This is a genomic window from Glycomyces sp. NRRL B-16210 (assembly GCF_000719515.1).
GTDB lineage: Bacteria > Actinomycetota > Actinomycetes > Mycobacteriales > Micromonosporaceae > Glycomyces.
Genome location: NZ_JOGR01000001.1, coordinates 109,632 through 136,043 on the forward strand (window position 1 = coordinate 109,632; position 26,412 = coordinate 136,043).

The following is a 26,412-nucleotide window of genomic DNA, read 5'->3' on the forward strand; positions in this document are numbered from 1 at the left end:
TCGTGACAGCCTTGTCGACGCCCGCGAAGGATCGCAGTCTTGAGCTGCGGTTTCGGCTGTCACAAGAATCTTGTGCGGGTCTTCTGTCAGGGTTTGTGACTCTGCTGTGCTGTCACATCCCTTGCATGTGACCCCGCACACGAGGGTTCATGGAGAGATCGGCGAAAGGCGCCGATGCGTCGTCGGGCTGAGGATGCCGGGCGGCAGGCATCGAGGAGGTGCCGGTCATGAACCCAATCGATCTGATCAAAGAACTCAGCCGCTCTCCGTTCGTGGAGCGGCTCGGAATGACGGTAGCCATCGCACTGGCGACCGTGCTCGCAGTCGCGGTACTGAGGCGGTTGCTGCTTGGTCGCGTGCATCGCAGATGGCGTGAAGGCGCGGCCTACGTCGCGATCGCAGCCCCGCCGGAAGTCGATCCGAAAAGCGCGCTTTTGGCATGGCGGACGATCGGCCGGTATCAGTCGGGCCGGTGGTCGCGGTTGCTGTTTGGGCAGGCGCACCTGGTCTGGGAGTACCGCTTCAGCGGCGCGGCATTGATGGTGCGGGTGTGGGTGCCGGGATGTTTGAATGCCGAGCGCGTCGCCGGGGCGATCCGGGCCGCGTGGCCGGGATCGACGACCCGGGTGTTCCCCGTCGAACCGCCGCTTCGCGACCATGGCTTCTCGGCCGGGGGACAGGTCCGCTGGGCGGTGAGCGCCTCGCCGGTCTGGACTGACGCCCCGCTGGACCCCCTGCGGGCGCTGCTGGAGGCCGGGCCGACCCCGCACGAGGGCGTGACCTCGGTGGTCCAGGTTGCGGCGCAGCCGGCGAGTCGGCGTCAGGTCGAACGGTTGCGAAGGTCTGCGGCCGGACCCAACGCCGCCCCGACGCTGGGTCAGGAGCTGTGGAGCTTCGTGCGTCCCGAGCCGCCGTCCTCGAACTCGCCCGAGACGCCTTGGGCGCGGGAGCAACGACAGGCCCTGTCGAAACGGCTCGGTGAGCAGTGCTGGAACGTCGCTGTCCGCTGGGCGGTCGACGGCCCCGAAGCTCGCAAGGATCGAGCGAAAGACTATGCCGCCTCGATCGGCGCCGCAGTGATGTCGATGCTCGACCACGGCCACCACCGGGCGCGACTGCCGCGGGCCGCATCGGCATGCAATGAGCACCGGCGGGGCCGCACCACGGTGCTCAACACGACCGAACTCGCGCAGCTCGCGCACCTGGCGGTGGACACGATCGTCCCTGCCCTGGAACGGGCCGGTGCCAGAGCGGTCCAGCCGGTGCAGGCGGTGCCCTCAGGCGGGCGCGGCACGAAGCCACTCGGGCGCGACCTTGGCGGAGGCCGCAAGATCGCCGTCAAGACCGTCGACGCCCGCTGCCATCTGCACGTGATCGGCAAGACCGGGACGGGGAAGTCCACGCTGCTCCAGCACTTGGCACTCGCTGACATCCGGGACCGCCGCGGGCTCGAGTTGATCGACCTGAAGGGCGACCTGGTCGACGATCTCCTCGACCGGCTCGATCCCGCTGACGTCGCCGGGCGGCTGTATCTCATCGATCCGCGCCAGGACATCAATCCCGGACTCGCGCCGCTGGCGAGGGACGACCAGTATCTCGTGGTCGATCACCTGGTGAGCATCTGCCGGAACATCTGGCACCAGTTCTGGGGTCCCAGAGCCGACGACGTGCTGCGGTTCTCGCTACTGACGTTGAGGGAGCTGAACCTCCCGCTCACGCAGTTGCCGAACCTGCTCTCCTTTGACGCGTATCGCAAGAGCCTCATCCGGCGCCTGCCGGAGAACGCCGGGGCCGCGATCAAGTTCGAGGAAGCCGACGTGGCAGGCCTGCGCGGATTCTGGGGATGGTTCGATCAGAACACGTCCGCCAAGCAGGCCGAGATCGCGAGCCCCGTGCTGTCCCGGGCGAGGGCGCTGCTCTTGCGGCCGTTCGTACGCAATCTCGTCGGCGACCCGGTTGCGCCCATCGATCTGGATCAGGTCCTGTCCAGGGGCGGGATCGTTCTCGCGCGATTGTCCAAAGGCGAACTCGGTGAAGGCACCGCCGCATTGCTGGGGTCGGTCTTGGTCTCGAAAGTCTGGCACACGGCTACGGCCGCATCGGATTGCCCGAGCGACTGCGGCGGGACGCGTCCTTGATCCTGGACGAGGCGCACAACTTCCTGAACCTGCCCGGCAGCGTCGACGACATGCTCGCCGAAGCACGGGGGCTCCACCTGTCGATGACGCTCGCCCATCAGTACATGGCACAGCTTCCGCGCGAGTTGCAGTTCGCGGTCTCGTCTTCGGCGCGCACGAAACTGTACTTCTCGGTCAGCCCCGAGGACGCCAAGCAGCTCGTCCGGCACGTCCAGCCACACGTCAGCGAACACGACCTGTCCTGGCGTGACGATTTCACCGCCGCCTGCAGGATCCAGGTCGACGGAAAGGCGCTGCCCGCGTTCACGCTCGAAACCGAGCCGCCTGCTCCTATGGTCGGGAAGGCCGATCAGATCCGCGCCGAAGCCGCCGATCGGCTTCGTGCCATCAGCTCGAAGACGACGAGCGGCATGGTGCGGTCGCCGAATGACTCCTCCGGGCTGAGTGCGCAAGTCAACCGGCGTCTCCAACGTCGTTGGCCCGTACAGAGAGACGCGCAGGGACCCGGCCGGTCACAGCCCAGGTCGCGGCCGGATTCGGAAGAGGCGGCCTGATGGTCCGACACGAATACGTCCGATCCGAGTTCCTCACGGCGGTGCTGCGCAGGCTCACCCCCCAGGGACTTCGAGATGATCGAACTCCTGGGACGGCATGGCATGTTCACCCTCGACCAGCTCACCTCGCTCCTGTTCACCTCCGAGCGCTCCGCTCGCAGGCGGCTGGAGGTGCTGCGCGGACTCGACGTGGCCATACGGTTCCGCACCTGCGTCAGCCCCGGCAGCCAGGCGTACCGGTATACGCTCGGCCACACCGGCGCGTATCTCCACGCCGCTGCGCGAGGCGAACCCGCCCCACGCAGGCCCGCCTGGGAGCGCCGGATGGCCGAGCTGGCCACCTCTCCGCGTTCGGGGCATCTGCTGGGCGTCAACGACTTCTTCGCCCGCCTCACCGCGGCCTGTCGCAGCGGCGCACTCGAACTGGTCGAGTGGCTCAGCGAAGCCGAGACCGCGGTGCTGAGCGGCGGGATGGTGCGCCCCGACGCCTCGGGACTCCTGCACGGGGTGAACGGCGTCATCGAGGTGTGGTTCGAGCACGACACCGGAACCGAGACGGTCGAACAGGTCGCCGCGAAGCTGGACCGGTACCGGCTTCACCTTAGCGGATGGCCGCGAACCGTCCTGTTCGAGCTCACCAGCCAGCGGCGCGAAGAGCACCTGCACACGGCATGGGCCGAGACCCGCGCCGGGTTCCTGGTCGCCACCACCGTGCAAAATCGAGCTACCGACCCGACCGGGCAGGTCTGGCGCCTCCTGCATAACCCAGGCCTCTGCCGCCTCGATGAGATCGGAAGAACTCCATGACGGCCCCGTCTCTGGCAGCGCCGTGTCGAGTCGGCCGCGAGCGTTCAAAACCTGTTGGGGCGCAGGCTCGTAGGTCCGACGAGTTCGAGCTACGGTCGCTGAAAACCGCTGATTTGGCGATGAAAGCCCAGGTAGGGCTGCACATGGTTGAGGCCCGGAATGGCTAGAAAGTCAGTCCGGGTGACCGTGTCGGGCCGGTTGCGGAAGCGGATCGATGCCCACCTGATCGCGCAGATCTTGCTGGATCACGGCTGCCACGCGGATGAACGGCCTTCCGGTCGGAGCGAAGGAGAACGGACGAACGATGAGCGATGAAGTACGACGTGCGGCGGGTCGCGCGGTGATTTATCTGCGGGTCTCCTACCAGGGCCAGGTCGACAATGACTATGACCCCGAGGGGAACTCGATCCCGGCCCAGCGCAAGGCCTGCCGGCGAAAGGCCGAGGAGCTCGGTGTCGACGTCGTCGAAGAGTATGTCGACCCGGGCCGATCAGCGCTCGAGGTGAAGAACCGGCCGGAATTCCAGAAGATGATGGCCCGCATCCGTAGCAGGCGCGACGTCGACTACGTGATCGTCTACGCCCGCTCCCGGATGCACCGCAATGCCACCGACGCGTTGTTGACGCGACGGGAGCTCAAGCAGCTCGGCGTCGCTTTGATCTCGATTCGCGACTTCACCGACGACTCCGACATGGGCGACATGATCGGGACCATCCTCGACGCCGTCAACGAATACCAGTCCAGGGCGTCGGGCGCCGACGTCGCCTTCAAGATGGAGGCCAAGGCGAAGAACGGCGGCACTCCCGGTGCCGCCCCGCTCGGGTACCTCAACGTTGTCGAGGAGATCGACGGCCGCAAGGTCAACACGGTCGCGGTCGACTCCGAGCGCGCCCCTTACGTCCGAGCCATGTTCGAGCTCTACTCCACGGGCAAGTACTCGTTCGCGCAACTGCGCGACGAAATGACCGAAGCCGGGCTGCGAACCAGGTCCACCAAGCGCTTCCCCGGTGGCAGGGCCGTCTCCATCCACAAGATCGGCAAGCTCCTACGCGATCGCTACTACCTCGGATACGTCATCCACAAGGGGAAGGAGTCTCCCGGCCGCCACGAGGCCCTGATCGACCAAGGACTCTTCGACCAAGTCCAAGAGGTCATCGAAGCTAAGCAGTCCTCGGGTATCCGCCAGCGAGTGCACGACCACCCGCTCAAAGGCCCGCTCGAATGCGGACGCTGCGGCGGCAGGCTCTACCTCGACCGCGGGAATAACAGCCGTGGCACGGTGTACTTCTACTTCAGCTGCCTCGGTTGGCTTGTCCGCAGTTGCGACCTGCCTCGGCTCAAGGCCGAGCTGGTGCAGGCCGCCGTCGAGGATCACCATGCGACGCTTCGCCTTCCCCAGCCGACCGTCGACACGACAAACAAGGCCCTCAGCTCCGACACCCGCGAACGCAGGCAGATCGGGCAAGGCCTCCGCCGCAAGCTCAAAGTAGAGCGCGCCCGCTTCATCGAGCAGCAGGGCCAGTACCTGGACCTCGTCGGCAATCCCGACTGGCCGCAGGAGGTTCTCGCCGAGAAGATGCGGGAGGTGCGTGACCGGATCGCCCGCATCGACAAACGGCTCGAAACGATTGACGACGACCCCGTGGAGCAAGCTGGGCAAGCGGTGCGGGCGCTGCTCGAACTTTTGGAAGGCCCGCGTTCCTACTTCCGCAGCCTCACCGACCAGGGGCAGCAGCTCACCCTGGCCTGCTTCGCGAAGCTCGTGGTGGAGGCGGATCAAGACACACAGGCGCCCTGGATCGAACGGGACGAGGTCAAGGCCCCGTTCTCGCCACTTGTCGGGAGATACGAAAAACGCCAGCGGATGGTATATCCGCTGGCGTCGGCAGCCGCTTTACCAGCTGTGTGTTCGAGTAACGAACTATTGGCGCGCCCCGAGGGATTCGAACCCCCAACCTTCTGATCCGTAGTCAGATGCTCTATCCGTTGAGCTAGGGGCGCATGCCCGTCTTGACCGCTTCGATCAGGACCCGGATAACGATACCTGGGCTGAAAACGGGACTGCAAGCGGGTATGCGGATGTGCGCTGTGTCATCGACCTCGGCGTGAGTTCCCGTCAGCAGTTGTCCAGGACGGTCTTGGCGAGGTTCCGCCAGGCCTCCGGCAGGCGCTCGGCGCGCTCCGGGCGGGGCGCCTCCGCGGCCGCCCACACGGCCGCTTCGGCCTCGGGTACCTCGTCACCCAGGAGGTGGCGCTGCACCGCCTCCACGCGGTGCTCACGGCCCGGGAAGAAGTGCCCTCCCGCCGCGAACAGCGCCACATAAGCGCGGTGCAGGCCGCTCGTGAGCGTCTCGGCCAGCTCCCACGGGTCCTCGGCGTCGCCCAGACGCTTCGCCACGGCCTCCGCCTCGCTCGCGACCGCCTCGCGAGCCGCGTCCGCCAGCGTCTGCGGGAACTCCGTGACCTCGGCGCGGGCCCTGGAGCCCAGCTCGGAGTCGTCGGCCAGGAGGATCCCCTCGGCGAAGCGGGAGATGACGCGCAGCGCCTCGTCGCCCGGCTCCCGCCAGCCCTCGCCGCCGTCGAGCACCTCCAGCAGGGACTGGAACCTGGCCACCGTGAGGTGGACCGCCTCGTCGCTGGCGTCGTCGGGCACCGATTCGGTCTCCCACACGCACACCAGCTCGGCGTCCTCCCCGTAACCCGACAGCGCGGGGCCGTGCGCATACGCGAACGCCAGGCGCTCGTCGTCGTTGATGTCGGCGAGGACGTCGGTCGAGAGCCTGAGAATCGCGTTCGGAAGGGACATTCCGCAATTGTGGCCGCTCTTCGCAACCGCGTCTACCCAAGTCAGCGCACTCGTGGAAGGAGTTTCACACCACGGGGCGACGCGACGGGGCGCAGAGGGAGACCGGACACATGGATCAGCGGAGGGCTCGTGTCGTCCGCGGCGACTAGCATGAGCGGATGCCAACACCCACCGGCCGTACCGGCACGGATCTCGCGCCGGGGGCCGTCGCCGCCTGGCGCGCCCACTCGCAGCGGCTCTGGGGCGAGCGATGCGCCACCCCGATGGAGGCGTTCTCGCACCTCGGCGCCGTCCAGTCCCAGGAGTACCAGCCCTCGAAGCTCACCCCCGCGATGCGAGCCGTCCCCGACGGGGAGGCGCTGGCCTTCGCCGGGCCCGCCGCGGTGGACGCCCTGATCGAGCAGGGCGCGGTGGTCCGCACGCACGTCCTGCGCCCGACCTGGCACACCGTGCCGGTCGAGGACCTGCGGATGATGCTCGCGGCCACCGCCGACCGCGTCAAGCAGCTCATGGGCACGAACAACCGCGCCTTCGGATTCGACGAAGGCATCTTTGCGCGCTCGAACGCCCTGATCGCCGAGGCCACGGCGGGCGGAAAGCACCTGACCCGCGAGGAGCTCTCCGAGGCGCTCGCCGCCGGTGTCGCGGACCCGACCGGGCAGCGGCTCGCGCACCTGGTCGCGCACGCGGAACTGAGCGCGGTGGTGTGCTCGGGGACGCAGAGGGACGGCAAGCAGACGTACGCGAACTTCGACGAGCGCGTCCCGGCCGGGCCGATCGAGCATGATGAGGCGGTCCGGGCGCTGGCGCTGCGGTTCTTCACTTCGAGGGGTCCGGCGACGCTCAAGGATTTCACCCGTTGGGCGTCGTTGAAGGTCTCGGACGCGAAGGCCGCGGTGGACGCGCTGGACCTTGGTTCGGTCGAGGCGCTGGGCCGGGTCTTCTATTTCGGGCTGGACCGGCCCGAGCCGGCCGAGGGCGGGCCGGTGGTCGACTTCGTGCAGGGCTTCGACGAGATGATGTGCTCCTACACCGATTCGAAGGACCTGGTGCTGCACCATTCGGTGCCGCGGTCGCGGTTCCCCGACCGGCCGAGGTACAACCCGGCGATCCTGCTCGACGGCCAGGTGATCGGCCACTGGAAGGCCACGCCGAAGAAGGACAGCCTGGTGGTGGAGACGTGGAGGCCGCGCGGTTTCACCGCCGCCGAGATCGCGGCGCTGCGGCGGAGAGCCGACCGGTTGCGAGCCTGGTACGGCAAGGACGAGCTGGACCTCCAACTCGACGATCCCGCTTAAGGCCGACCTGCCGGGGGTTTCCTTGCTTGAGGCCGTCCTGCCTGGGGTCGCCCTGCTGGAGGGCGCCCTTTCTGAGACTGCCTTTGGTTCGAGGATTGCTCGTGTTGTGCCTGGTGTCAGAGGTGCGGTCTACTGTGGTTGAACGGGGGTGCTGTGTTATGGACAAATCCGGAATGACGGATATGTTCCGAACGCAGCACCCCCGTTCAACAAGCCGTACCTCAAGGGTGTGACATATGAGGCGATTTCAGTTCTGAGCGGTGCCAGAGGCCGGTGAGACCGGCCTTCTCGCGCGTCCCCTCGCCTACAGGCGGGCCAGGGCGTCGGCGAAGGGTGCGAGGCCCATTGAGCCGAGGTTCAGGGCGTCCGAGTGGAACTGCTTGAGGTTGAAGTCCTCGCCCTTGCGGGCCCTGTAGTCGTCGCGGGCCTGCATCCACAGCCGCTCGCCGACCTTGTACGACGGGGCCTGCCCGGCCCAGCCGAGGTAGCGGTTGCGCTCGAAGCTGAGCATGTCGTCTTCGATGGTGCGGGTGTGCGCCTTCATGAACTCGAACATCTTCTCGCCGTCCCACTCCTCGCCCGGCCGCCAGCCGAACGGGTTGTCCTCGGGAATGGTGAACTCGCAGTGGAGGCCGATGTCGACCACGACGCGCGCGGCCCGGAAGGCCTGCGCGTCGAGCATGCCGAGGCGCCCGGCCGGGTCGTCGTCGTAGTAGCCCAGCTCGTCCATGAGCCGCTCGGAGTAGAGCGCCCAGCCCTCGCCGTGGCCCGAGCACCACATCAGCTGGCGCTGGAACCGGTTGAGCAGCTCCACGCGCGCCATCGTCTGCCCCACCTGGAGGTGGTGGCCCGGCACGCCCTCGTGGTACACCGTGGACTTCTCGCGCCACTTGCCGAACAGCTGCTGGCCCTCCGGCACCGACCACCACATCGCGCCGGGCCGCGAGAAGTCCTCGCTCGGGCCCGTGTAGTAGATCGCCCCGTCCTCGGTCGGCGCGATCTTGCATTCGATCGTGCGGATCTGCTCGGGGATGTCGAAGTGCTTGTCGGCCAGGTCGGCGATCGTCGAGTCGGCGAGCTCCTGCATCCAGTCGCGGAAGGCCTCCTTGTCGGTGAAGTTGGCCTCCGGGTCCTGGTCGAGGAACGCCACGGTCTCGTCGATCGAAGCGCCCGGCTTGATCTTCTCCGCGGTCGCCCGCATGTCCGCCTCGATGCGCGCCAGCTCCTGCCAGCCCCACGCGTAGGTCTCGGCGAGGTCGATCTCCGAGCCGATGAAGTACCGGGACGCCCGCGCGTACCGGTCGCGCCCGACCGCGTCCTTCTCTGGCGCCTGCGGGGCCAGCTCCTCGCGCAGGAACACCGCGAACTTCGTGATCGCCGAGCGCGCCCAGTTGGCGCCGTTGCTCAGAGCGATGCGCTGCGGGCCAGCCTTGATCGGCTCGCCGTCGATGGTCACCGAGTTCGCCAGGCCCGCCCAGAAGTCGGTGTCCTTGCCCTTCGCGCCGTTCCAGTTGTCGCAGTGCTGCGCGACCTCGAGCACCTGCCGCTTGGCGGCGACGCGGCCCTCCGCGGCCTCGGCGCGCAGCGTCTCGGTGTACTGCTCGACCGCGTCCGGGACGGCGGCGAGGCGCGCGGCGATGTTCTCGGCCGCCTCCTTGCCGTCTTTCGGCATGAGGTCGAAGATCTGGCGCATGCCGTGGATCGCGGACGCCAGCACGTTCAGGCTGAGGTAGATGTCCCCGGCCTCGTACCGCTCCAGCGAGAGCCGCAGCCGCTCCAGGATGGCCTCCTTGGCGGTGCGCTCGCGCTCGTCGACCGGCTCGGCCTCCTCGAGGGCGGCGATCGTGCGCCGCTCCAGGTCGGCCTGGGCCGCGAACCCGGCGGGGGAGAAGTCGTCGATCTCGTGGTCGTGTCCGGGGACGCCCAACGCGGTGGCTTCCAGAGGGCTGAGTTTCAGGACCTCGTCGACGTACTCGTCGGCGATCTCATCGATTCGTCTCATGGAGTGGACTTTACGCGAGGACGGCGCCCGATCGCGACCTCACTTTCGAACGCCGAGACCCACCCGCCGGCGGCGCCCAGCGCCAGCAGCGCCTCCCGTGTCAGCGGCACCGTTTCGGGTTCCCCGGGCTCGGGCGGCCACGAGACGCGCAGCTCACGGGCCTGCTCGAACCAGTCGGCGAGCGGCTCGGGCCGCTCGGCGTCCAGTACCAGCGGCCCGGTGGAGGCGATCTCCTCGACGAACTCGACCAGGGCCGAGGCGAGTTCGATCCGGTTGCCCTCGACCATGCCGGTGAACAGCGCGGTCGGGCTGGCCGCGACGCGCGTGCCGTCCCGGAAGGACCCGGCGGCCAGCGCCCGCGAGAGCGGGTCGTCGGCGACGTGGACGAGCGCGGCCGCGACGAGGTGCTCGAGGTGCGAGATGCGGGCGGCGGCCCGGTCGTGGGAGGCGGCGGTCGCGGGCACGACGCGCGCGCCGATCGCGGTCCACAGTTTCGCGACCGTCACCCAGTCGGCGAGCAGGGTGTCCGCTTCGAGGCACAGCACCCAGGTGCGGTCTTGGAAGAGCCCGGCCTCGGCGGAGGCGAAGCCGGCGGTCTCCTTGCCGGCCATGGGGTGCCCGCCGACGAAGCGGGGGTGGGCCTCGAACGCGAGGGCCGCCTCGGTCTTGACGGAGGAGACGTCGGTCACCAGCCCGGTGTAGCCGCCGTCGGCGAAGGTCGCGGCGACCGCGGCGAGGTGCCGGTAGGGGGCGGCGGCGACGGCCAGGTCGGTGTCGAGGAGCGCGGCCGGGTCGGCGGTGACGGGGAAGTGCGCGGCGGCGGCCTCGCGGGTGGCCGGGTCGGGGTCGTGGCCGATCACGGCGTGGCCGGCTTCGGCGAGCGCGAGTGCGACCGACCCGCCGATGAGGCCCAGCCCGGCGACCGCGATGCGCATCAGAGGTAGAGCCCGGTGCCGTCGTCGTCGACGCGTTTGGCGGCGACGGCGTGGATGTCGCGTTCGCGCAGGAGGATGAAGGTGCGGCCCTGCATGTCGACTTCGGCTTTGTCGTCGGGGTCGAACAGGACGCGGTCCCCGGCTTCGACCGAGCGCACGAGCGGGCCGACGCCGACGGCTTCGGCCCAGTGGAGGCGGCGGCCGACCGAGGCGGTGGCGGGGATGACGATGCCGGCGGCGGAGCGGCGTTCGGAGTCGGCGTCCTCGCGGACGAGGAGGCGGTCGTGCAGCAGCCGGACCGGCAGGCCGGATGTGGCGTCCAACGGAGTATCGGTCACAACAGCCCAGCCTACCGCCCGGCGAGGGTCCGGCCCCCGGGGTCGGGTGTGTCCGATCGCTGGGACCCCCGTTTCAACAATGGCGCGAGGGTCCGACAGTGTCATCGCCGTACGCACCCCGCGGCCGGGTGTGTCGATTCGCGGTGCCCTTACACAAGGGTGACGCGCGGGTGCGACATTCGGTGGTCCGCGCCGGTTCGGGGCGGCCTGCGATGGGTATGCCTTCCGCTCCCCGGGGTCGGGAGTGTCGCGTTCCGGGCCCCTTCAACAAGGGTGCACCAGGGGTCCGACATGCCCCGGCCGCCGCTTTCGGCCCTCCGATCCAGCCTCCCGGTACCGCCTGCCGGTCCCGTCTCGGTGGTGCTGGCTGGATGGGGCCGGTCGCACCGAGCCGGTACGGTACGTGGTGACGTTGCACCCGCGTCTTTTGGAGAGACCGTGAGCCGATTCCGCCGCACCACCGCCCGTGCCAGACAACTGTGGATCGGTATGCGCCTCAACCCCGTCGCCGAGCGGGCCCTGGCCGGCCGCGCCGCGGTCGTCATCGAGGCCGAGCCGGAGATCCCCGGCGCCGCCGGCGGCGGAGGCGGCCTGCCCCCGGAGCTCGACGAGGCCGGCGCCGGCGACAACCCCGAGCGCCGCTACGTCCCCGTCGGCCTCGCGGTCGGCGCGGCCTGGTCCTGGCGGATGCTCATCATCGGCGCCGCCGTCGCCGTGGTCCTGTACCTGCTCAGCCAGGTCACCATGGTCGTCATCCCGGTCGTCATCTCCTTCCTCCTCGCCGCCATGCTCCAGCCGCTCGCGGCCTGGCTGATCCGCCACGGCTGGAACAAGTCCCTCGCCTCGATCCTGGTGCTCATCGCCGGCCTCGCCGCCGTCTCGGCGGTCATCACCTTCGTGATCCAGCAGTTCATCGCGGGCATCCCCGACTTCTACGACTCGATCCTCACCGGCCTCAAGGACGCCCAGGCCTGGCTCGAGTCCGGGCCGTGGGGCCTGGACGGCGCGCAGATAGCCGACTTCCTCGCAGGCATCCAGGGCAACATCACCAACTGGTACAACGACAACCAGGAGACGATCCTCCAGACCGGCCTCGACGTCGCCGGCTCGACCGCCTCGGGCCTGGGCAACTTCGTCACCGGCCTGTTCCTGGTCCTGTTCACCACCTACTTCTTCATCCGCGACGGCCGCAAGATCTGGAGCTTCCTCACCGGGATGCTGCCCCGCCCGGCCACCGCGTCGCTGCACTACGCCGGCAGCGCCGGCTGGTCGACCCTCGTCCAGTACATGCGGATGGTCGTGGTCGTCGCCGCGGTCGACGCGATCTTCATCGGCTTCGGCCTGTGGGTGCTGAACGTGCCGCTGTGGCTGCCGCTGACGACGCTGATCTTCCTGGGCGCGTTCATCCCGATCATCGGTGCCACGGTCTCGGGCATCGTCGCCGTCGTCGTCGCCCTCGTCGGCACCGAGAACGGCCTGGTCACCGCGCTCATCGTCCTCGGCATCGTCCTCCTCGTCCAGCAGCTCGAGTCGAACCTGTTGCAGCCGTACCTGATGAGCCGCGCCGTGAAGCTCCACCCGCTGGCGATCGTCCTCGGCGTCACTGCGGGCGGCTTCGTGTGGGGCATCATCGGCGCGCTCGTCGCCGTCCCGCTCCTGGCCGTCCTCAACGGCACCGTCCGCGCCCTCAACCGCTTCCGCACCGCCCGCCGCCAGGCCGAGGCCCGCGGGCTCGACGCCGAGGCCGCCGCGGACGCGGCCGCCAACGGCGAGGCCGACGACATCGTCGAAGGCGGATCCGACGCGGGCGAGCAGGCGGCCCAGGAGGCATGAGCGCCGAGACCGAAGCCCTCGCGATCCTCGACGCCGCCGTCGCGGCCACCCCGCACGGCCAGGCCCGCGAGGGCCAGCGCCAGATGTGCGCGGCCGTCGCCGAAGCCGTCGACTCCGGCAAGCACCTGCTCGTGCAGGCCGGGACCGGCACCGGCAAGTCCCTCGCGTACCTGTGCGCGGCGCTCGCAGCCGGCAAGCCCGTGGTCGTCTCGACCGCGACGCTCGCCCTCCAGCACCAGCTCGTGGCCGTGGACCTGCCGCGCCTGGTCGAGGCCGTCGCGCCGCTGCTGGGCCGCACGCCCACGTTCGCGCTCCTCAAGGGCCGCCACAACTACGTGTGCAAGCGCAAGATCGCCGGTGAGGAGGACGAGGACGAGGGCACCCTCGAAGGCACCGAGACGCTCAAGTGGGCCGGGCAGCAGGCGAGCTTCGCCAAGCAGGTCCAGCGCCTGTTCGACTGGGCGAACGACACCGACACCGGCGACCGCGACGACCTCGACCCGGGCGTGAGCGACCGCGCCTGGAAGCAGGCCTCCACCTCCTCGGCCGAGTGCCCCGGCGCGAAGGACTGCGCGCAGGGCCCGGACTGCTTCGCCGAGTGGGCCCGCGCCCGCGCGCACGAGGCCGACATCGTCGTCACTAACCACGCGCTGCTGTCGATCGACATGATGAACGAGCGCAGCGTCCTGCCCGAGCACGCGGTGCTCATCGTCGACGAGGCGCACGAGCTGGTCGACCGGGTCACCTCGGCCGCCCGTGCCGAGCTCCACCCGGCCCGGCTGCGCTGGCTCGCGCAGCGCGGCAGGCGCCTCATCGACGCCGAGGTGGCCGACCAGATCCGCGAGGCCGCCGACGCGCTGGAGAACGCCTTGAACGCGGTGGGGGAGCGGCGCTTCCCCGACGAGCTCCCGGCCCCGCTGGTGGAGTCGCTGCATCTGATCAACGCGGCGTGCGTGAAGGCCACCACGGTGATGTCCGCACTCGATGACGCGACGAAGAAGCAGCTCAGCGCCCAGCAGCTCAAGGCGGGCCTGGTCGAGATGGTGGAGACGGCCGGGCGCTGCGCCGGTCCCGCCGGCGACGACGTGATCTGGTCGGAGCCGAACGGCCCGCAGCTGGTCGCCGCGCCGCTGTCGGTCGGCGGCCTGCTCTCGGCGATGCTGTACGAGGACCGCACCGTCATCGCCGCCTCGGCGACGCTGACCCTCGGCGGCCGCTTCGACATCGTCGCCCGAAACCTCGGTCTGCCCGCCGACGGGCACGGCTGGACCTCGCTGGACGTGGGCTCCCCGTTCGACTACCGCAAGCAGGGCATCCTCTACGTCGCCGCGCGGCTGCCGCGCCCGACCGCCTCGGGCCTGTCGGCCGAGTCGGGCAAGGAGCTGCTGCGACTGGTCGAGGCGAGCCGGGGCGCGACGCTCGGCCTGTTCTCGTCCAAGCGGGCCGCCGAGGCCGCCGCCGAGCTGCTGCGCGCCCAGACCGACTACGACATCCTCCTGCAAGGCGAGGAGACCCTCGGGAGCCTCGTCAAGCGCTTCAAGGAGGAGGAGTCGACCTGCCTGCTGGGCGTCATGAGCCTCTGGCAGGGCGTGGACGTGCCGGGCATGACCTGCCGCCTGGTCGTGGTCGACCGCATCCCGTTCCCGCGTCCGACCGAGCCGCTGACGGCCGCGCGGTCCGAGGCCGCCGACGCGGCGGGCCGCTCGGGCTTCACCGAGGTGTCGGTCCCGGCCGCGGCGATCCGGCTCGCGCAGGGGGCCGGGCGCCTCATCCGCCGCACCACCGACCGCGGCGTGGTCGCGATCCTCGACTCCCGGCTGGCGACGAGCCGCTCGTACGGGAAGTTCCTGCGCGATTCGCTGCCGCCGTTCTGGTACACCGACAAGTCCGACTCGGTCGCCGGCGCGCTCGAGCGCCTCGCCGAGGGCGCCGCGAAGTAGCGCCCGCGCGGGCGGCGCCGGCTCGGCGGGATCGGGGAATTCACAGAATGGACGGTTCCCACGGGCCGGTGCGGGTACGCCCCGGTGACGGTGGAGTGGGGCGTCCTGCGGGCTGACCAGTGCGCTTTCAATGCGTCGCGGACGCCCTCGCGATCAAAGGTGAACAAAAGATGAATTCAAGTGAAACCTTTGCATAACCCCAGCTAGGAGCGGTTTCGTGGATTCTCACACAGGCGACTTCACAAGCTTGTCTCGCGTTCATCTGGATGTTAACTTCGCGGAGACGAATTCCACCCGTCCACTGGGCCGATCGGTACAGTGAGGACAGACCGACGACCGAAAGACCGAGGTGCCCAGTGCGATTCTCGTTGAAACCCCAAGAAGGCGCGTTCTACGCCTTCTTCACCGAGGCGGCGGGGAACATCAAACGCGGCGTCACGATCCTCTCGGAGCTGGGCGAGGACAAGCCGGACTTCCAGTCGATCTCCGAGCGCCTCGTCGACGTCGAGCACGACAACGACCACCTCACCCACCGGCTGTTCAACAAGATCAACTCCACCTTCGTCACGCCGATGGACCGCAACGACATGCACGAACTCGCCGGCAAGCTCGACGACGTGCTCGACCACGTCGAGGCCGCCGCCAACCTCGTCTACCTCTACGGCCTCTCCGAGCTTCCGGCCATCCCGCGAGAGATGATCGAGCAGATCACCGTCCTCGACGCCCAGGCCGACCTCCTCGACGCCTACATGCCCAAGCTCAAAGGACTCAACCCCTCCATGAAGGAGTACTGGGTCGAGTGCAATCGCCTCGAGAACGACGGCGACCGCGCCTACCGGATGCTGCTGGTGCGCCTGTACTCCGGCGAGTACGAGACCCTGACGGTCATGAAGCTCAAAGAGGTCGCCGACGAGCTGGAAGCCGCCTGTGACTCCTTCGAGCACGTGAGCAACGCGATCGAGACCGTGTACGTCAAGGAATCCTGACGTGGACGCCAACCTCATAGCGGTGGTCGTGGCAATCGCCGCGGCCCTTATGTTCGCCTACACCAACGGCTTCCACGACTCCGCCAACGCCATCGCCACCTCCATCTCGACCCGGGCGCTCAAGCCCCGGACCGCGCTGGCGATGGCCGCGATCGGCAACTTCATCGGCGCCCACCTCGGTGCGGCCGTCGCCAAGACCGTCGCCGACGGCCTGGTGAGCCTCCCGGTCTCCATGACCGGCCTCATCATCGTCATCGCCGGCGTCTGCGGCTCCATCGGCTGGAACTACATCGCCTGGTACTTCGGCTGGCCCATCTCGGCCTCCCACTCCCTGTTCGGCGGCGTCGCCGGAGCGACCCTCGCCGCGAGCTGGTTCGTCGGCGGCGCCGAGGTCATCTGGATGGGCTTCCTCACCAAGGTCGCCCTCCCCACCGTCATCTCCCCGCTGGTCGGCTTCGCGTGCGGCTTCCTGGCGATGCTCGCGGTCTACTGGATCTTCCGCAAAGGCCGGCCCGACCGGCTCAACCGCGGCTTCCGCCACGCCCAGACCGTCTCGGCCGCCGCCATGGCCGTCGGCCACGGCATGCAGGACGCCGCCAAGACCATGGGCATCATCGTCCTCGCCCTCTACGTCGGCGGCTACCAGGACAGCGCCACCGACATCCCCCAGTGGGTCTACTTCGCCGCCGCCGGCGCGCTCGCCCTCGGCACCTACCAGGGCGGCTGGCGGATCATCAAGACCCTCGGCCGCAAGATCATCGACCTGCACCCGCCGCAGGGCTTCGCCGCCGAGACGGTGGCCTCGACGGTGCTGTTCGCCAACACCCTCATCGGCGCGCCGATCTCCACCACCCACATCATCACCTCCTCGATCATGGGCGTCGGCTCGACCGGCGGCAAGCGGGCCGTCCGGTGGGGCGTGGCCCGCACGATCGTCATGGCCTGGATCCTCACCTTCCCGGTCGCGGCCCTGGTGGGGGCGCTGCTGTACTTCCCGGTCAGTTGGATCTTCTAGATTCGCGATTGCCGCGGGAACGCCCCGCGCTTGGACTAGCGTGATGGGCATGTCCATCCAGCGCTACGGGAAGTGGGACTTCCGAGCGGTCGACACGGCGTCGGCCGCTCGCGCCCTCGCCCGCCTCAAGGAGCAGGGCGCCCCTGCCGAACCCGAGCGCGCCGCCGCCGTCGTCCTCCTGCGCGAGGCCCCGCTGCGGGTGTTCCTGCTGCGGCACGCCGCCAAGGAGCCGTTCGGGCTCCCCACGATCGGCCGCGCCGACCTGCCGCAGGTCACCGTCCGCGAACGCTGGGCCCATCTCGACGTGGACGGCTACAGCGGCCGGGGCGTGCCCGGAGGGGCCCTCAGCGGCCCCAGGACCGCCCAGTACGGCTTCCCCGGCGGCCGGCACAAGCCCGACGACCCCGACGTCGCCATGACCGGCGTGCGCGCCGTAGAGGAGGAGACGGGCGCCCTGGTGGCCCTCCAGCGGGCGTGGGCGCGCTGGGTCACCCCCGAGTACGAGCCGGTGCGGTTCGACTCGTGGATCTACGTCGCCACCCTCGCCGAGGGCTTCCAGCCGCGCATCCGCGTGCGGGAGCCGGAGTACGCGACGTGGATCGGCCCCGAGCAGGCGGTGTGCCAGTACGGCGGCCAGATGTCGGTGCCCGAGGCGACCACCCTCGCCGAACTCGCCCGATACTCGACCGTCGGGGAGGTCTTCGCCGCGGCCGAGCAGCGGGAAATGTCGCCGGTGCTGCCGCGCGTGAGCCTGGTCGACGACGAGGCGCGACTCGTGCTGCCGGGCGAAGAGGGCTACCCGACCGACGCGCTCGCCACGGTCTGAACGCGCACGGTCTGAACGCGCACGGTCTGAACCCGCCGCGCTCTCACCGCAACCGCTTGTCCCACTGCACGTCCGTGCGCACGACGGCGAAACCCTGCGACTGGTACAGCTCGACCGCCTTCGCGTTCGACTCGTCGGCGTAGAGGTCCACCTGCCGGATCCCGTGCGCCGCAAGATGCGCCAGACCCGCCAGCGTCAACGTGCGGCCCAGGCCCGTGCCCTGGGCGCGGGGGTCGACGCCGAGCACGTACACCTCGCCGACGCCGTCCTCCACCTTCGTCCAGTGGAACCCGAGCAGGCCCGCCTCGTCCTCGGCGACGATGAGCCCGTCGGGGTCGAACCAGGTCTCCTCCTCACGGGCCGCCAGATCCGCCGCCGTCCACCGGCCCTGCTCGGGATGGGAGGCGAACGCCGCCGCGTTCACCCGCAGCCACTCGGCCTCGTCCCGACCGACCCTGAAGGGCCGCAAGCGGACCCCCGAGGCGATCTCCACGGCGCGCGCGTCCCCGACCGGCCAGTTGCGTCCGATCCCCTCGGGCCACGCCGAAGGCCACGCGAAGCCCTCCAGATCGCGCGAGAACTGGAACAGCACCCGGTCGCGCGTGAAGCCGTGCGCGGCCGCGAAGCCGCCTGCGGCGGGCCGGTCGCCGTGGGCCCACACGCGAAGATTCGTGATATGCGCCTCAAGCCAGCCGAGAATCTCGGCCAGCAGCGCGCTGCCGACACCGTGCCCGCGGTGGTCCGGATCGACCGCCAACTCCGCTTCGGCGCCCTCGCCCACCATCGCCGCGCCGGCGTACCCGATGACCTTGTCGTCTTGGCGCGCAACGAAGTGCATCCGCTCGGGCGAGGGCCCGCGGGAGAGCGCGAGGGTGGTCTCCTCGTTGAACGGCGCGATGCCGTCCACCGTCTCGCATCGGAGCGCCATCGTAACGATTCTGTGAATATCCCGACCCGGAAGTGAAGCATGTTGCGCCATGGGGTTACCCTAATCGTGGACTCAGCACCGTGCCGGGGTGCTGAGTCCTTTTATGTGCCCGGGGCACGCCGGAGGCCGGTCGAGGATCGGGGAGACGGCGTCGTTCGCGGGGGTCGCCGCTCGGGCGACGGTCGGCGGAGAGGGTGGGATTCGAACCCACGGTGGGTTTTGAGGCCCACGGCGGTTTTCAAGACCGCTGCACTAGTCCACTATGCGACCCCTCCAGGCCCCTTGAGGCAAGCGCCAATCTACCAAACCGCGCCCCCGCCTGGCCTGTCGCTAGGGCAGGTCGGTCCGGACGCAGCAGGTCGAGCAGGTCCGCCCGCCCTCGATGGTCAGCGCCAGGCAGCAGGTGCGGCGCCGGTAGACCAGGCGCCCCTCCTCGTCGGTCGCGAAGTCGACCAGGTGGCCCACGTCGAACAGGTTCAGGAGGGTCTTGGCGATCACCTCGTCCGGCTCCGGCACGGCCTGCGCGATCGAGGCGACCGCGTACGCCAGGCCCGAGGCCAGCGAGCCGAGCATGGTGCGCCGCCCCACCCGCGCCCGCGCCAGGAACGCGTCCAGGACCGGGCCGAGATGCCCTTCGAAGACGTAGGCGCGCAAGCGGTCGAGCAGCTCGCCCTCGTTCGCGGCGACCTCCACGTCCGGGTGGCCCGCGCACGCGTCGTGCGGCAGCGCCAGGAAGCGCGGGCGCACCTGGCGCACCGAGAACACCGGGGCGCCCTCGGCGACGGTGAAGACGGTGTTCGCCGCGTCCATGACCGGGACGCGGCGGTCGGCGATGTAGCCGAGCACGGCCGGGGCGACCGTCCAGTAGCAGTAGGTCTTCCAGGCGAGCGCGGCGTTGGCGTGGGGCGAGCCGCCCCACTGCGCCGCGGCGGTCCGCATGAGCGCTTCGACCCCGACGCCCTCGGCCAGTTCGGCGGCCGGGAAGTCGACCGAGCCGGGGGCGGGGCGGCCGTCGAGCCAGTGCCGCAGGCCCGCGAGCGGCTGCGGGCCGACGCGCCGGTCCACCTCGTCGGCGACGGCGCGGAGCGCGTCGAGCGGTTGCGGGATCGGCGGATTCGAGGACGGCATCGCACGGCGTGCGTATGCGGGCGCGCTCAACACGTGAGGATCACCGCAGACATGGGCCGCACAGACTACCCCTCTCAAGTAAGGACTGGCTAACCTTACCTGATTCTTTCAAGGGAGTGTCAACAAACCGACAGCCGCCGCGCGGCCACGGGGCGTGAAAAAGCGAGGTGCCGTGAGGGTGAGCGTCGCCGAATGGGATGAGGTTCACAGCACCTCGCCTCGCATGTCGATCATCCCCGCGACGAGCGCTGACGCGTCGCACACGCGGTGCGACCGCCCGTAGCTCGCGTCAACCGATGCACGGGCTCTGGCACGCTGGAGCGCATGCCGAACCGCACCGATGCCGAACTCCTCGCCCCGCGCGTGATCAGGCGCGAGATCTGGATCGTCCTCGCGCTCTCCCTGGGGGCCTCGGCGGTCTGGGCGATCGTCAGCATCCTCGGCACCCTCACCGAACCCGGCGGCCTCGCCGAATCGGTTCAGTCGATGAACTCGGCGCGGGCCGCGCCGGAACGGCCCTGGTACGACCTCGCCCGCCAGCTCGTGAGCCTCGCGCTCGCCCTCGCCCCGGCCGCGCTGGCCCTGCACCTGCTCAGCATCGACCGCGGGAACCCGTTCCGGCGCATCGGTCTCGACCTGCGCCGCCCCGGCTTCGACCTGCTCGGCGGCGCGGTGCTGGCCGCGTGCATCGGCATCCCGGGACTGGGCCTCTACCTCGCCGCTCGGGCGCTGGGCGTCAACGCGACGATCAGCGCCGCGAACCTCAACGACGTGTGGTGGGCCGTGCCGATCCTGGTCCTCGCCGCGCTCAAGAACGCGATCGCCGAGGAGGTCGTCGGCGTCGGCTACCTCATCACCCGCCTCCAGCAACTGGCGTGGAAACCGGTGCCGATCATCGTCGCCCACTCGCTGCTGCGCGGGACCTACCACCTGTACCAGGGCTTCGGGGGCTTCATCGGCAACGCCGTGATGGGCGCGGTCTTCGCGCTGTGCTTCCTCAAGTGGAAGCGCACGGGGCCGCTCGTGGTGGCCCACACGCTCCTCGACATCGTCGCGTTCGTCGGCTACCTGTACGTCGCATCCCACGTGAGCTGGCTCTGAACGGGGCGAACCCGCTTGGATCCCGAGCGAGCCAACCGGTATGCTCGGTGCTCGTACGTCTGACGTGCGGCTCCTGGAGGATTCGCATAGTGGCCTAGTGCGCCCGCCTGCTAAGCGGGTTTCGGGTGATACCCGATCATGGGTTCAAATCCCATATCCTCCGCCAATAAGCCCCGCTGACCTGTGGAAACGCAGCGTCACCGGGGCTTCTCTCATGCCAGCCCTTCGAGTTTTGGCCCGAATGTTCGAATCTGAGTGGTTGCAAGCCATTGAGCTGGGAAAACACCTGGATTCGGGATCGCATCGCCCAGTCATGATCCGTTGCGTCCAGTGGTGTCCCGCCCATCTTCCGCCAAATACCCGCCAAAGTTTTGGGCCCAACCCGACTGCGGCGCTGGTGGGGACGCCCGGACTGGGAGGACCACGCCTACGCGATTGCCGATCACCTCGAACTCAACCGGTACCGCGCCCGACAGTTGATCCGCGAACCCTGGAAGCTCCCGTTCGAAATATGGGAGCGAGCGATCCAGTATCAGAAAGAGGTTCAGTACCAGCGCTGAGTGCCGAAGGCGGGCGGGCGGCGGGCGGGGAACACTAGGGGCCTGATCGAGTGGCACCGCCTCTGGTCGAGCTCATCCGCGTTCGACGGTCCCGAGTTGGGTCCGGTTCGCGACGCCCAGCTTCGCGTACGCGTGCGACAGGTGCGTCTTCACCGTCGCCCGGCTCATGAACAGTTTCCCCGCGATCTCGGGATTCGTCATCCCCGTGACGGCCAGCTCGACCACGCTCAGCTCCGTCGGCGTCAGGCTCGCCCAACCGCTCGACGGCCGCGCCCGGCTCCCGCGCGCCCGCCGCGCGTACGCCACGGCCTCCTCCAGCGCCATCGACCGCCCCTTCTCGCGCTCAGGGGTCGAATCGCCCTCCGCCGCGGGGAGGCCGAACTCCTCCCTAGCCCGGTCGCAGGCGCCGAGGAGCCGAGCCGACTCCACATCGGAGCCCGCGGCCGCGGCCAGTCCCGCCAGATGCTCGAGACTGCGCAAGCACCCCAGGCGCAGCCCGTGCTCGGCGCGCAGCGCGAGCGCCTCGTGGTGGGCGTCCTCCGCCCGCTTCCGATCGGTCTCCAGCAGCCCCGTCACCTCGAAGGCGTCGGCGAGGAGCCTGGGCATCCCGAGCTCGCGCCCTGCCCGCATCGCCACCGCGGCGTGCTCGGCCGCCCCCGCGCCGTCGGACCGCGCCAGCGCCCGCGCGAGCCCGAGCCTCGACTGTGGTGTCAGCAGGTGCCCAGCGGCGCCGCCCGGGTTCACCAGGTCCCGCTCGAACCACCCGACGGCCTGCGCGATGTCCCCGGCGTCCAGATGCAGCTCGCCGACGCAGGAGCAGAACCCCGGCATGAACGGCGGCGGCTCGACCTCCTCAACCACGCGGATCATCGGCGTCACTGCGGCCCAAGCGTTCTCACGCCTCCCGGTCCACAGCTCCACCGTCGCGAGGGCGACCCGCGCCGCGCCGACCCGGTGGTAGTCCCCGAGCGGCTCGGCCAGCGCCAGCGCCTCGCGGGCCAGCTCTACCGCCCGGTGCAGGTCACCGCCGTGGGCGACGCTTATTGCGAGGAGCCCGCACGCCGTCGAGGCGACCTCCCGGTCGCCGCGCGGCACCAGCCCCCGTATCCCGGCCTCCAGCAGCGCCGCGGCCTGCCGGTGGTCGTCCCGCATGTGGCAGACGATGCCCGTGAGCACGTCGGCGCTGTCGCGGACGAAGCCGTCGCCGAGCCGCACGCCCCGCTCCCGGGCGTCGGCGGCCAGGTCGCGGGCCGCGTCGAGGTCGTCGTAGAACCGGTCGATCGCGGCCAGCGCCAGCGCGAGGGCCGCCGAGCGCGGCTCGCCGACCTCCTCGGCCAGAGCGAACGCCTCCGCCGCGGGCCCGGCGCCCGCGGTCGACTCGTTGGTGTCGGCGACCAGCGCGAGCCCGGTGAGCAGCCGGGCCTGGAGCGGCGTGCGCTCGCCGTCCCCGAGCGCGACGGCCTTGCGCAGCAACGCCAGTCCTTCCTGCCCCCGGCGGCTGGAGTCCCAGAACCAGGGCAGTTCGGCGGCCAAGCTCCGCCCGCCGGAGGGGTCGTCCCGCGACAGCCCCCAATCGATCGCCGCGTGCAGGTTCTCGTACTCGCCCGAGACGGCGGCCCGCCAGGCGTCCTTGTCGGTGTCGATCAGCGGCCGCAGTGACCGGGCCAGCGAAAGACAGGCCGCCAGGTGGCGGTCGCGCACCGCCTCGCTCGCCCCGGCCTCCACGAGCCGCTGCTCGGCGAACTCGCGGACGGTCTCGAGCATCCTGAACCGCGTCACCGCCCCGCCCGTGTCGGCCGTCAGGAGCGACTTCTCGACCAGGCGCCGCAGGCCCTCCAGGACCCCGAGCGGCTCCTCGTCCGCGCAGAGCGCCTGCGCCGCCGAAGCGGTGAAGCCCCCGCGGAACACCGAGAGCCGCTGGAGCAGCAGCCGCTCGGACACCTCGAGCAGCCCGTGGCTCCACTCCATCGAGGCGGCGAGCGTCTGGTGCCGGGCGGCGACGCCGTGCGGGCCCCGCACGAGGAGCCGGAACCGGTCGTCGAGGCCGTCCAGGATCTCCTGCGGCGACAGGACCCCCGACCAGGCCGCCGCCAGCTCGACGGCCAGCGGCATCCCCTCCATACGCGCGCAGGCCGTGGCGACGACCGGATCCTTCGCGGCACCGCCGAGATCCCCTGCGCGGGCGGCGAAGAGGCGCACGGAGTCCTCCCGGTTCATCGGCGGTACCCGCCACACCACCTCGCCGGGCAGCCGCAGCGCCTCGCGGCTGGTGCAGAGGACCGTCAACTGAGGACACGACCGCAGCAGTTCGCCGACGACGTCGGCGGCGGCCTCGAGAACGTGCTCGCAGTTGTCGACGCACAGCAGGATCCGGCGGCCGGCCAGTTGGCTCGCGAGCACGCCCATCGGGTCCCGGTCGGCGCGCAGCGCGCCGAAGGCGGCCACGACGGCCTCAGCGACGGCCGCCGGGTCGCCGAGCGCGGAGAGGTCGGCCCAGTACGCGTCCTCGTCCGCGTCCCGGGCGGCACGGATCGCCAGCCTGGTCTTCCCGCAGCCGCCGGGCCCGACCAGGCTGACCAGCCGCGCCGAGCCCAGCGCGGCGCCGATCGCCCGCAGCTCCTCGCCGCGTCCGATGAAACCGGTCAGTTCAAGCGGCACCCCGTCCATGGCCCGAGTCTGCCACTAGGCCGGGTCGGCGCGCGATATCGGCCACCTGGCCGATTTTCCGGGGCCCCGAATCGACCAGCATGGTCTTCATCAGCGAGAACACCTGAATCGAGGAGTGATCATGGAGAACGAGAAACAGACGACGCCGCTCGGCCCCGACCCCGCGCTGGCGGTCTTGGACCGGTTCGTGGGCGACTGGGTCATGGAGGGCAGCCTCGTCGGCTCGGACGAGGTGAACATCAAGGGCAGGGCGAGCTACCGCTGGCTGCCGGGCGGCTTCTTCCTGGAGCAGCACGTCCAGATCGACTTCGCGGGCATGGCGCAGATCGACAGCTGTGAGCTGGTCGGCTACGACCCGGCGACGGGGACCTACCCGTCCCAGGTCTACTCGAACATGTCGCCGCAGTCGCTGCCCTACACCTGGAAGATCAACGGGGACGATGTGACCATCACCGTGGTGCATGGCCCGATGGACGCCACCTTCACGGGCCGCTTCAGCGGCGACGACGTCTTCGGCGGCGGCTGGCGCCCCAACCCGGGCGCCGACGAGCAAGTGAACATCTCCTATGACGTGAGCGGCCACCGAGTCCGAGGAGGGGAAGCGACATGAACGACCCGAGTTTCGCGGTCTCCCGGAGCATCGACGCCCCGGTGGCCCGCGTCTGGGACGCCTGGCGGGATCCCGACCAGATCCGCCGCTGGTGGGGCCCGCAGGGGTTCACCGGCACCACGGCGGAGGTCGACTTCCGCGAAGGCGGCACGACCCTGGTCGGCATGACCATGAAGGACGGACCGGAGTTCTTCAACACCTGGACCTACACGACGATCATCGATCACGACCGCATCGAGTTCACCTCCCGCTTCGCGGACGAGACGGGCGCCGAGATCGACCCCGCCCGGATGGGCATGCCCCCGGGGGTCCCGAAGGAGGTCCGCCACGTGGTCACCTTCAAGGAGCATGGTGAGGGCACCGAGCTGACGGTCGAGGAGTTCGACTACGAGCCCGGCCCGATGCTCGAGCAGTCCAGAACGGGCCAAGAGCAGGTCATGGACAACATCGCGGCGCTGTTCGCCGCGACGTAGGCGACGGCCCCGCGCCACCCGGCGCGGGCCGTCCGACACGAAGGAGAGGAAGACGATGGACCTGACCGCGAACGCGTTCCTCGAAGCACTGCGGACGTTCCCCCGCTCCGAGGACCCGGCGACGACCCACAAGCATTACAAGGGCACGGCCGAGGTGCTCGGCGTCAGGATGAAGCACCTCTTCGACACCGCCAAGCGGTTCACGGACATGCCCCTGGACGAGGTCGCGAGGCTGCTCGACGAGCCGGTCTACGAGGCGCGGCTGGGCGCGGTCAGCATCCTGGACTTCAAGGCCCGCCGCAAGCGGATCACCGACGAGGAGCGTCGAGAGCTCTACGAGCTCTACATGGACCGCCACGACCGCATCGACAGCTGGGACTTCGTGGACCGCGCCGCCCCGCGGGTGGTCGGCTGGTACCTGCTGGACAAGCCCCGCGACCCGCTCTATGAACTCGCGCGTTCGAGCGACACGTGGGAGCGGCGCACCGCCGTCACGGCCTCGTTCTGGTTCATCCGCCGAGGCGACCTGGACGACGCCCTGAGCCTCGCCGAACTCCTTCTGCGCGATGAGGAACCGCTGATTCACACCTCGGTGGGCGTGGCACTCCGCGAGATAGGCCAGGTGGACGAGGACCGCCTGGTCGCCTTCCTGCGAGACCACGCGGGCGACGTCCCGGCGGTCACCTTCCGCTACGCGACGGCGAAACTCCCGCCGGACCTTCGAAGGGATCTGAGGGCGAGAACCGCGCTCGAAGCGCAGGACCCGAACGGAGCAGCGAGCGCATGACCGGGTACACCGACGTCAATGGTGTCGGCGGCGGCGCCGGAACGCGGCGTCTCGGAGGGACTTGATCCGGTCCTGGAGATCCCGGCGCTCCTTCGCCCGGCGCCGCTCCTCGGTCCCAGCCCGTCGCTGCGGCGACTGACGCCGGTACCAGCGCCGGTAGCCCCAGCCCGCGACCGTCCCGGCGAGCAGCGCCGCGACCGGGGCGCCCCACAGCGGCCGCAGCGTCAACGCGAGCGGAAACCCGACGCCCGGGTCCTCGTAGTGCTCGACCGCGCTTCCCGCGAGGTCCGGCGGCGGCGCTTCCGATCGGTTCCTGGAGGGGTGTTGCTAGGGTGCGGCCATGTCGTCTATGCGGGCGACTCGGAGGCCAGGGCCCTCAAGAACCGGCCCGTCACCTCGTCGGGCACGGGCACAGCGGGACGGCGCCGCCCGCGGCGCCTTCAGCCTCCTGGACGCCACCACCGTCACCGACCACTGGGGCCCGGGCAGCTACGGCGCCCGCCACCGCCGCCCTCGCCCTCAACCCCTGGGCCGGCGGCGGCAACCCCGACTCTTCGTACTCCTCACCGCCCTGACTGCCGCTCTCATCCTGGCAGGGCGAATCACCAAGCGATCCTTCAGGAATCGATACAACTGAAGGCAACACCGCATGCCCTGTTTCGGACATAGAAGGTACGAAA

22 protein-coding genes and 3 tRNA genes are annotated in these 26,412 nt (G+C 69.8%); 15 read left to right on the forward strand and 10 right to left on the reverse strand.

The features are described 5' to 3' along the window. The first annotated feature begins 227 nt into the window (after positions 1–227). The 4 genes from IF12_RS22445 to IF12_RS27100 all read left to right on the forward strand — a co-directional run bounded on the left by IF12_RS22445 (position 228) and on the right by IF12_RS27100 (position 5,462). Positions 228–2,138: a hypothetical protein gene (locus tag IF12_RS22445; protein WP_051703787.1), complete on the forward strand. Its 1,911-nt coding sequence runs from the start codon at positions 228–230 to the stop codon at positions 2,136–2,138. Next, positions 2,135–2,692 (forward strand): hypothetical protein, encoded by a 558-nt coding sequence (locus IF12_RS23580; protein WP_133884122.1) that lies wholly within the window; start codon positions 2,135–2,137, stop codon positions 2,690–2,692. The genes IF12_RS22445 and IF12_RS23580 overlap by 4 nt, the downstream gene beginning before the upstream one ends. A 75-nt stretch (positions 2,693–2,767) precedes the next feature. Next, complete coding sequence (locus tag IF12_RS0100485) at positions 2,768–3,499, forward strand: replication-relaxation family protein (RefSeq protein WP_051703789.1); 732 nt, start codon at positions 2,768–2,770, stop codon at positions 3,497–3,499. Positions 3,500–3,803: 304 nt separating this feature from the next. After that, positions 3,804–5,462, forward strand: a complete 1,659-nt coding sequence (locus IF12_RS27100; protein WP_369807670.1) for a recombinase family protein — start codon at positions 3,804–3,806, stop codon at positions 5,460–5,462. On the opposite strand, the gene IF12_RS0100500 is transcribed toward IF12_RS27100, so the two are convergent. Both IF12_RS0100500 and IF12_RS0100505 read right to left on the reverse strand, forming a co-directional pair. Further along, positions 5,425–5,500, reverse strand: a tRNA-Arg gene (locus tag IF12_RS0100500). The genes IF12_RS27100 and IF12_RS0100500 overlap by 38 nt on opposite strands. Before the next feature lie 115 nt (positions 5,501–5,615). Further along, positions 5,616–6,305, reverse strand: a complete 690-nt coding sequence (locus tag IF12_RS0100505) for a hypothetical protein (protein ID WP_030144312.1) — start codon at positions 6,303–6,305, stop codon at positions 5,616–5,618. A gap of 158 nt (positions 6,306–6,463) precedes the next feature. Here IF12_RS0100505 and IF12_RS0100510 point away from each other — a divergent pair, with 158 nt between their 5' ends. After that, positions 6,464–7,603: a winged helix DNA-binding domain-containing protein gene (locus IF12_RS0100510; protein ID WP_081912823.1), complete on the forward strand. Its 1,140-nt coding sequence runs from the start codon at positions 6,464–6,466 to the stop codon at positions 7,601–7,603. Positions 7,604–7,907: 304 nt separating this feature from the next. Here the strand turns inward: IF12_RS0100510 and IF12_RS0100515 are convergent, their stop codons facing one another. The 3 genes from IF12_RS0100515 to IF12_RS0100525 are packed head-to-tail and all read right to left on the reverse strand — an operon-like array spanning position 7,908 to position 10,878. Continuing rightward, complete coding sequence (locus tag IF12_RS0100515; protein WP_030144314.1) at positions 7,908–9,605, reverse strand: DUF885 domain-containing protein; 1,698 nt, start codon at positions 9,603–9,605, stop codon at positions 7,908–7,910. Beyond that, a complete protein-coding gene (locus IF12_RS0100520; protein ID WP_030144315.1) occupies positions 9,602–10,540 on the reverse strand; it encodes a prephenate dehydrogenase/arogenate dehydrogenase family protein in 939 nt (312 codons plus the stop codon). The genes IF12_RS0100515 and IF12_RS0100520 overlap by 4 nt, the downstream gene beginning before the upstream one ends. Next, positions 10,540–10,878: a co-chaperone GroES gene (locus tag IF12_RS0100525; protein ID WP_030144316.1), complete on the reverse strand. Its 339-nt coding sequence runs from the start codon at positions 10,876–10,878 to the stop codon at positions 10,540–10,542. Before IF12_RS0100525 ends, IF12_RS0100520 begins: the two co-directional genes overlap by 1 nt. Positions 10,879–11,316: 438 nt before the next feature. Here IF12_RS0100525 and IF12_RS0100530 point away from each other — a divergent pair, with 438 nt between their 5' ends. The 5 genes from IF12_RS0100530 (at position 11,317) to IF12_RS23585 (ending at position 17,478) form a co-directional block, all read left to right on the forward strand. Then, positions 11,317–12,711, forward strand: a complete 1,395-nt coding sequence (locus IF12_RS0100530; RefSeq protein WP_081912828.1) for an AI-2E family transporter — start codon at positions 11,317–11,319, stop codon at positions 12,709–12,711. After that, complete coding sequence (locus IF12_RS0100535) at positions 12,708–14,651, forward strand: ATP-dependent DNA helicase (protein WP_030144318.1); 1,944 nt, start codon at positions 12,708–12,710, stop codon at positions 14,649–14,651. Before IF12_RS0100530 ends, IF12_RS0100535 begins: the two co-directional genes overlap by 4 nt. 356 nt (positions 14,652–15,007) lie before the next feature. Next, entirely contained in the window at positions 15,008–15,637 is a 630-nt protein-coding gene (locus IF12_RS0100540) for a DUF47 domain-containing protein (RefSeq protein WP_030144319.1), read from the forward strand. A gap of 1 nt (position 15,638) precedes the next feature. Beyond that, on the forward strand, positions 15,639–16,652 hold the full coding sequence (locus IF12_RS0100545) for an inorganic phosphate transporter (RefSeq protein WP_030144320.1): 1,014 nt from the start codon (positions 15,639–15,641) through the stop codon (positions 16,650–16,652). A gap of 49 nt (positions 16,653–16,701) precedes the next feature. Further along, positions 16,702–17,478, forward strand: a complete 777-nt coding sequence (locus tag IF12_RS23585) for a hypothetical protein (protein ID WP_133884123.1) — start codon at positions 16,702–16,704, stop codon at positions 17,476–17,478. A 43-nt stretch (positions 17,479–17,521) separates the two neighbouring features. Here the strand turns inward: IF12_RS23585 and mshD are convergent, their stop codons facing one another. The 3 genes from mshD to IF12_RS0100565 form a co-directional block, all read right to left on the reverse strand. Further along, complete coding sequence (gene mshD, locus IF12_RS0100555; protein ID WP_081912830.1) at positions 17,522–18,457, reverse strand: mycothiol synthase; 936 nt, start codon at positions 18,455–18,457, stop codon at positions 17,522–17,524. Positions 18,458–18,592: 135 nt separating this feature from the next. Then, positions 18,593–18,681, reverse strand: a tRNA-Ser gene (locus tag IF12_RS0100560). Between the two features lie 55 nt (positions 18,682–18,736). Further along, on the reverse strand, positions 18,737–19,534 hold the full coding sequence (locus IF12_RS0100565; protein WP_051703793.1) for an IucA/IucC family C-terminal-domain containing protein: 798 nt from the start codon (positions 19,532–19,534) through the stop codon (positions 18,737–18,739). 324 nt (positions 19,535–19,858) lie between these two features. Here IF12_RS0100565 and IF12_RS0100570 point away from each other — a divergent pair, with 324 nt between their 5' ends. Next, a complete protein-coding gene (locus tag IF12_RS0100570; protein ID WP_051703794.1) occupies positions 19,859–20,635 on the forward strand; it encodes a CPBP family intramembrane glutamic endopeptidase in 777 nt (258 codons plus the stop codon). Positions 20,636–20,710: 75 nt separating this feature from the next. Continuing rightward, positions 20,711–20,801 (forward strand) — tRNA-Ser (locus tag IF12_RS0100575). A 466-nt stretch (positions 20,802–21,267) separates the two neighbouring features. On the opposite strand, the gene IF12_RS26960 is transcribed toward IF12_RS0100575, so the two are convergent. After that, entirely contained in the window at positions 21,268–23,862 is a 2,595-nt protein-coding gene (locus IF12_RS26960; protein WP_051703795.1) for a LuxR C-terminal-related transcriptional regulator, read from the reverse strand. A gap of 121 nt (positions 23,863–23,983) precedes the next feature. On the opposite strand from IF12_RS26960, the gene IF12_RS0100585 reads away from it, so the two are divergent. The 3 genes from IF12_RS0100585 to IF12_RS0100595 are packed head-to-tail and all read left to right on the forward strand — an operon-like array spanning position 23,984 to position 25,732. Then, positions 23,984–24,472, forward strand: a complete 489-nt coding sequence (locus IF12_RS0100585; protein WP_133884124.1) for a DUF1579 family protein — start codon at positions 23,984–23,986, stop codon at positions 24,470–24,472. Beyond that, complete coding sequence (locus IF12_RS0100590) at positions 24,469–24,945, forward strand: SRPBCC domain-containing protein (RefSeq protein WP_030144327.1); 477 nt, start codon at positions 24,469–24,471, stop codon at positions 24,943–24,945. The genes IF12_RS0100585 and IF12_RS0100590 overlap by 4 nt, the downstream gene beginning before the upstream one ends. Before the next feature lie 55 nt (positions 24,946–25,000). Next, entirely contained in the window at positions 25,001–25,732 is a 732-nt protein-coding gene (locus IF12_RS0100595) for a DNA alkylation repair protein (RefSeq protein WP_051703796.1), read from the forward strand. A 15-nt stretch (positions 25,733–25,747) separates the two neighbouring features. On the opposite strand, the gene IF12_RS0100600 is transcribed toward IF12_RS0100595, so the two are convergent. Continuing rightward, the gene (locus IF12_RS0100600; protein WP_030144329.1) at positions 25,748–25,960 is read right to left on the reverse strand and encodes a hypothetical protein; all 213 of its coding nucleotides are present in this window, start codon (positions 25,958–25,960) and stop codon (positions 25,748–25,750) included. Positions 25,961–26,412 lie beyond the last annotated feature (452 nt).

Bases quoted from the DNA above. Each gene is read 5' to 3' on its own strand.
- IF12_RS22445 (WP_051703787.1), top strand. From the start codon at position 228: ATGAACCCAATCGATCTGATCAAAGAACTCAGCCGCTCTCCGTTCGTG.
- IF12_RS0100485 (WP_051703789.1), top strand. From the start codon at position 2,768: ATGATCGAACTCCTGGGACGGCATGGCATGTTCACCCTCGACCAGCTC.
- IF12_RS27100 (WP_369807670.1), top strand. From the start codon at position 3,804: ATGAGCGATGAAGTACGACGTGCGGCGGGTCGCGCGGTGATTTATCTG.
- IF12_RS0100505 (WP_030144312.1), bottom strand. From the start codon at position 6,305: ATGTCCCTTCCGAACGCGATTCTCAGGCTCTCGACCGACGTCCTCGCC.
- IF12_RS0100510 (WP_081912823.1), top strand. From the start codon at position 6,464: ATGCCAACACCCACCGGCCGTACCGGCACGGATCTCGCGCCGGGGGCC.
- IF12_RS0100515 (WP_030144314.1), bottom strand. From the start codon at position 9,605: ATGAGACGAATCGATGAGATCGCCGACGAGTACGTCGACGAGGTCCTG.
- IF12_RS0100520 (WP_030144315.1), bottom strand. From the start codon at position 10,540: ATGCGCATCGCGGTCGCCGGGCTGGGCCTCATCGGCGGGTCGGTCGCA.
- IF12_RS0100535 (WP_030144318.1), top strand. From the start codon at position 12,708: ATGAGCGCCGAGACCGAAGCCCTCGCGATCCTCGACGCCGCCGTCGCG.
- IF12_RS23585 (WP_133884123.1), top strand. From the start codon at position 16,702: ATGTCCATCCAGCGCTACGGGAAGTGGGACTTCCGAGCGGTCGACACG.
- mshD (WP_081912830.1), bottom strand. From the start codon at position 18,457: ATGGCGCAACATGCTTCACTTCCGGGTCGGGATATTCACAGAATCGTT.
- IF12_RS0100565 (WP_051703793.1), bottom strand. From the start codon at position 19,534: ATGCCGTCCTCGAATCCGCCGATCCCGCAACCGCTCGACGCGCTCCGC.
- IF12_RS0100570 (WP_051703794.1), top strand. From the start codon at position 19,859: ATGCCGAACCGCACCGATGCCGAACTCCTCGCCCCGCGCGTGATCAGG.
- IF12_RS26960 (WP_051703795.1), bottom strand. From the start codon at position 23,862: ATGGACGGGGTGCCGCTTGAACTGACCGGTTTCATCGGACGCGGCGAG.
- IF12_RS0100585 (WP_133884124.1), top strand. From the start codon at position 23,984: ATGGAGAACGAGAAACAGACGACGCCGCTCGGCCCCGACCCCGCGCTG.
- IF12_RS0100590 (WP_030144327.1), top strand. From the start codon at position 24,469: ATGAACGACCCGAGTTTCGCGGTCTCCCGGAGCATCGACGCCCCGGTG.
- IF12_RS0100595 (WP_051703796.1), top strand. From the start codon at position 25,001: ATGGACCTGACCGCGAACGCGTTCCTCGAAGCACTGCGGACGTTCCCC.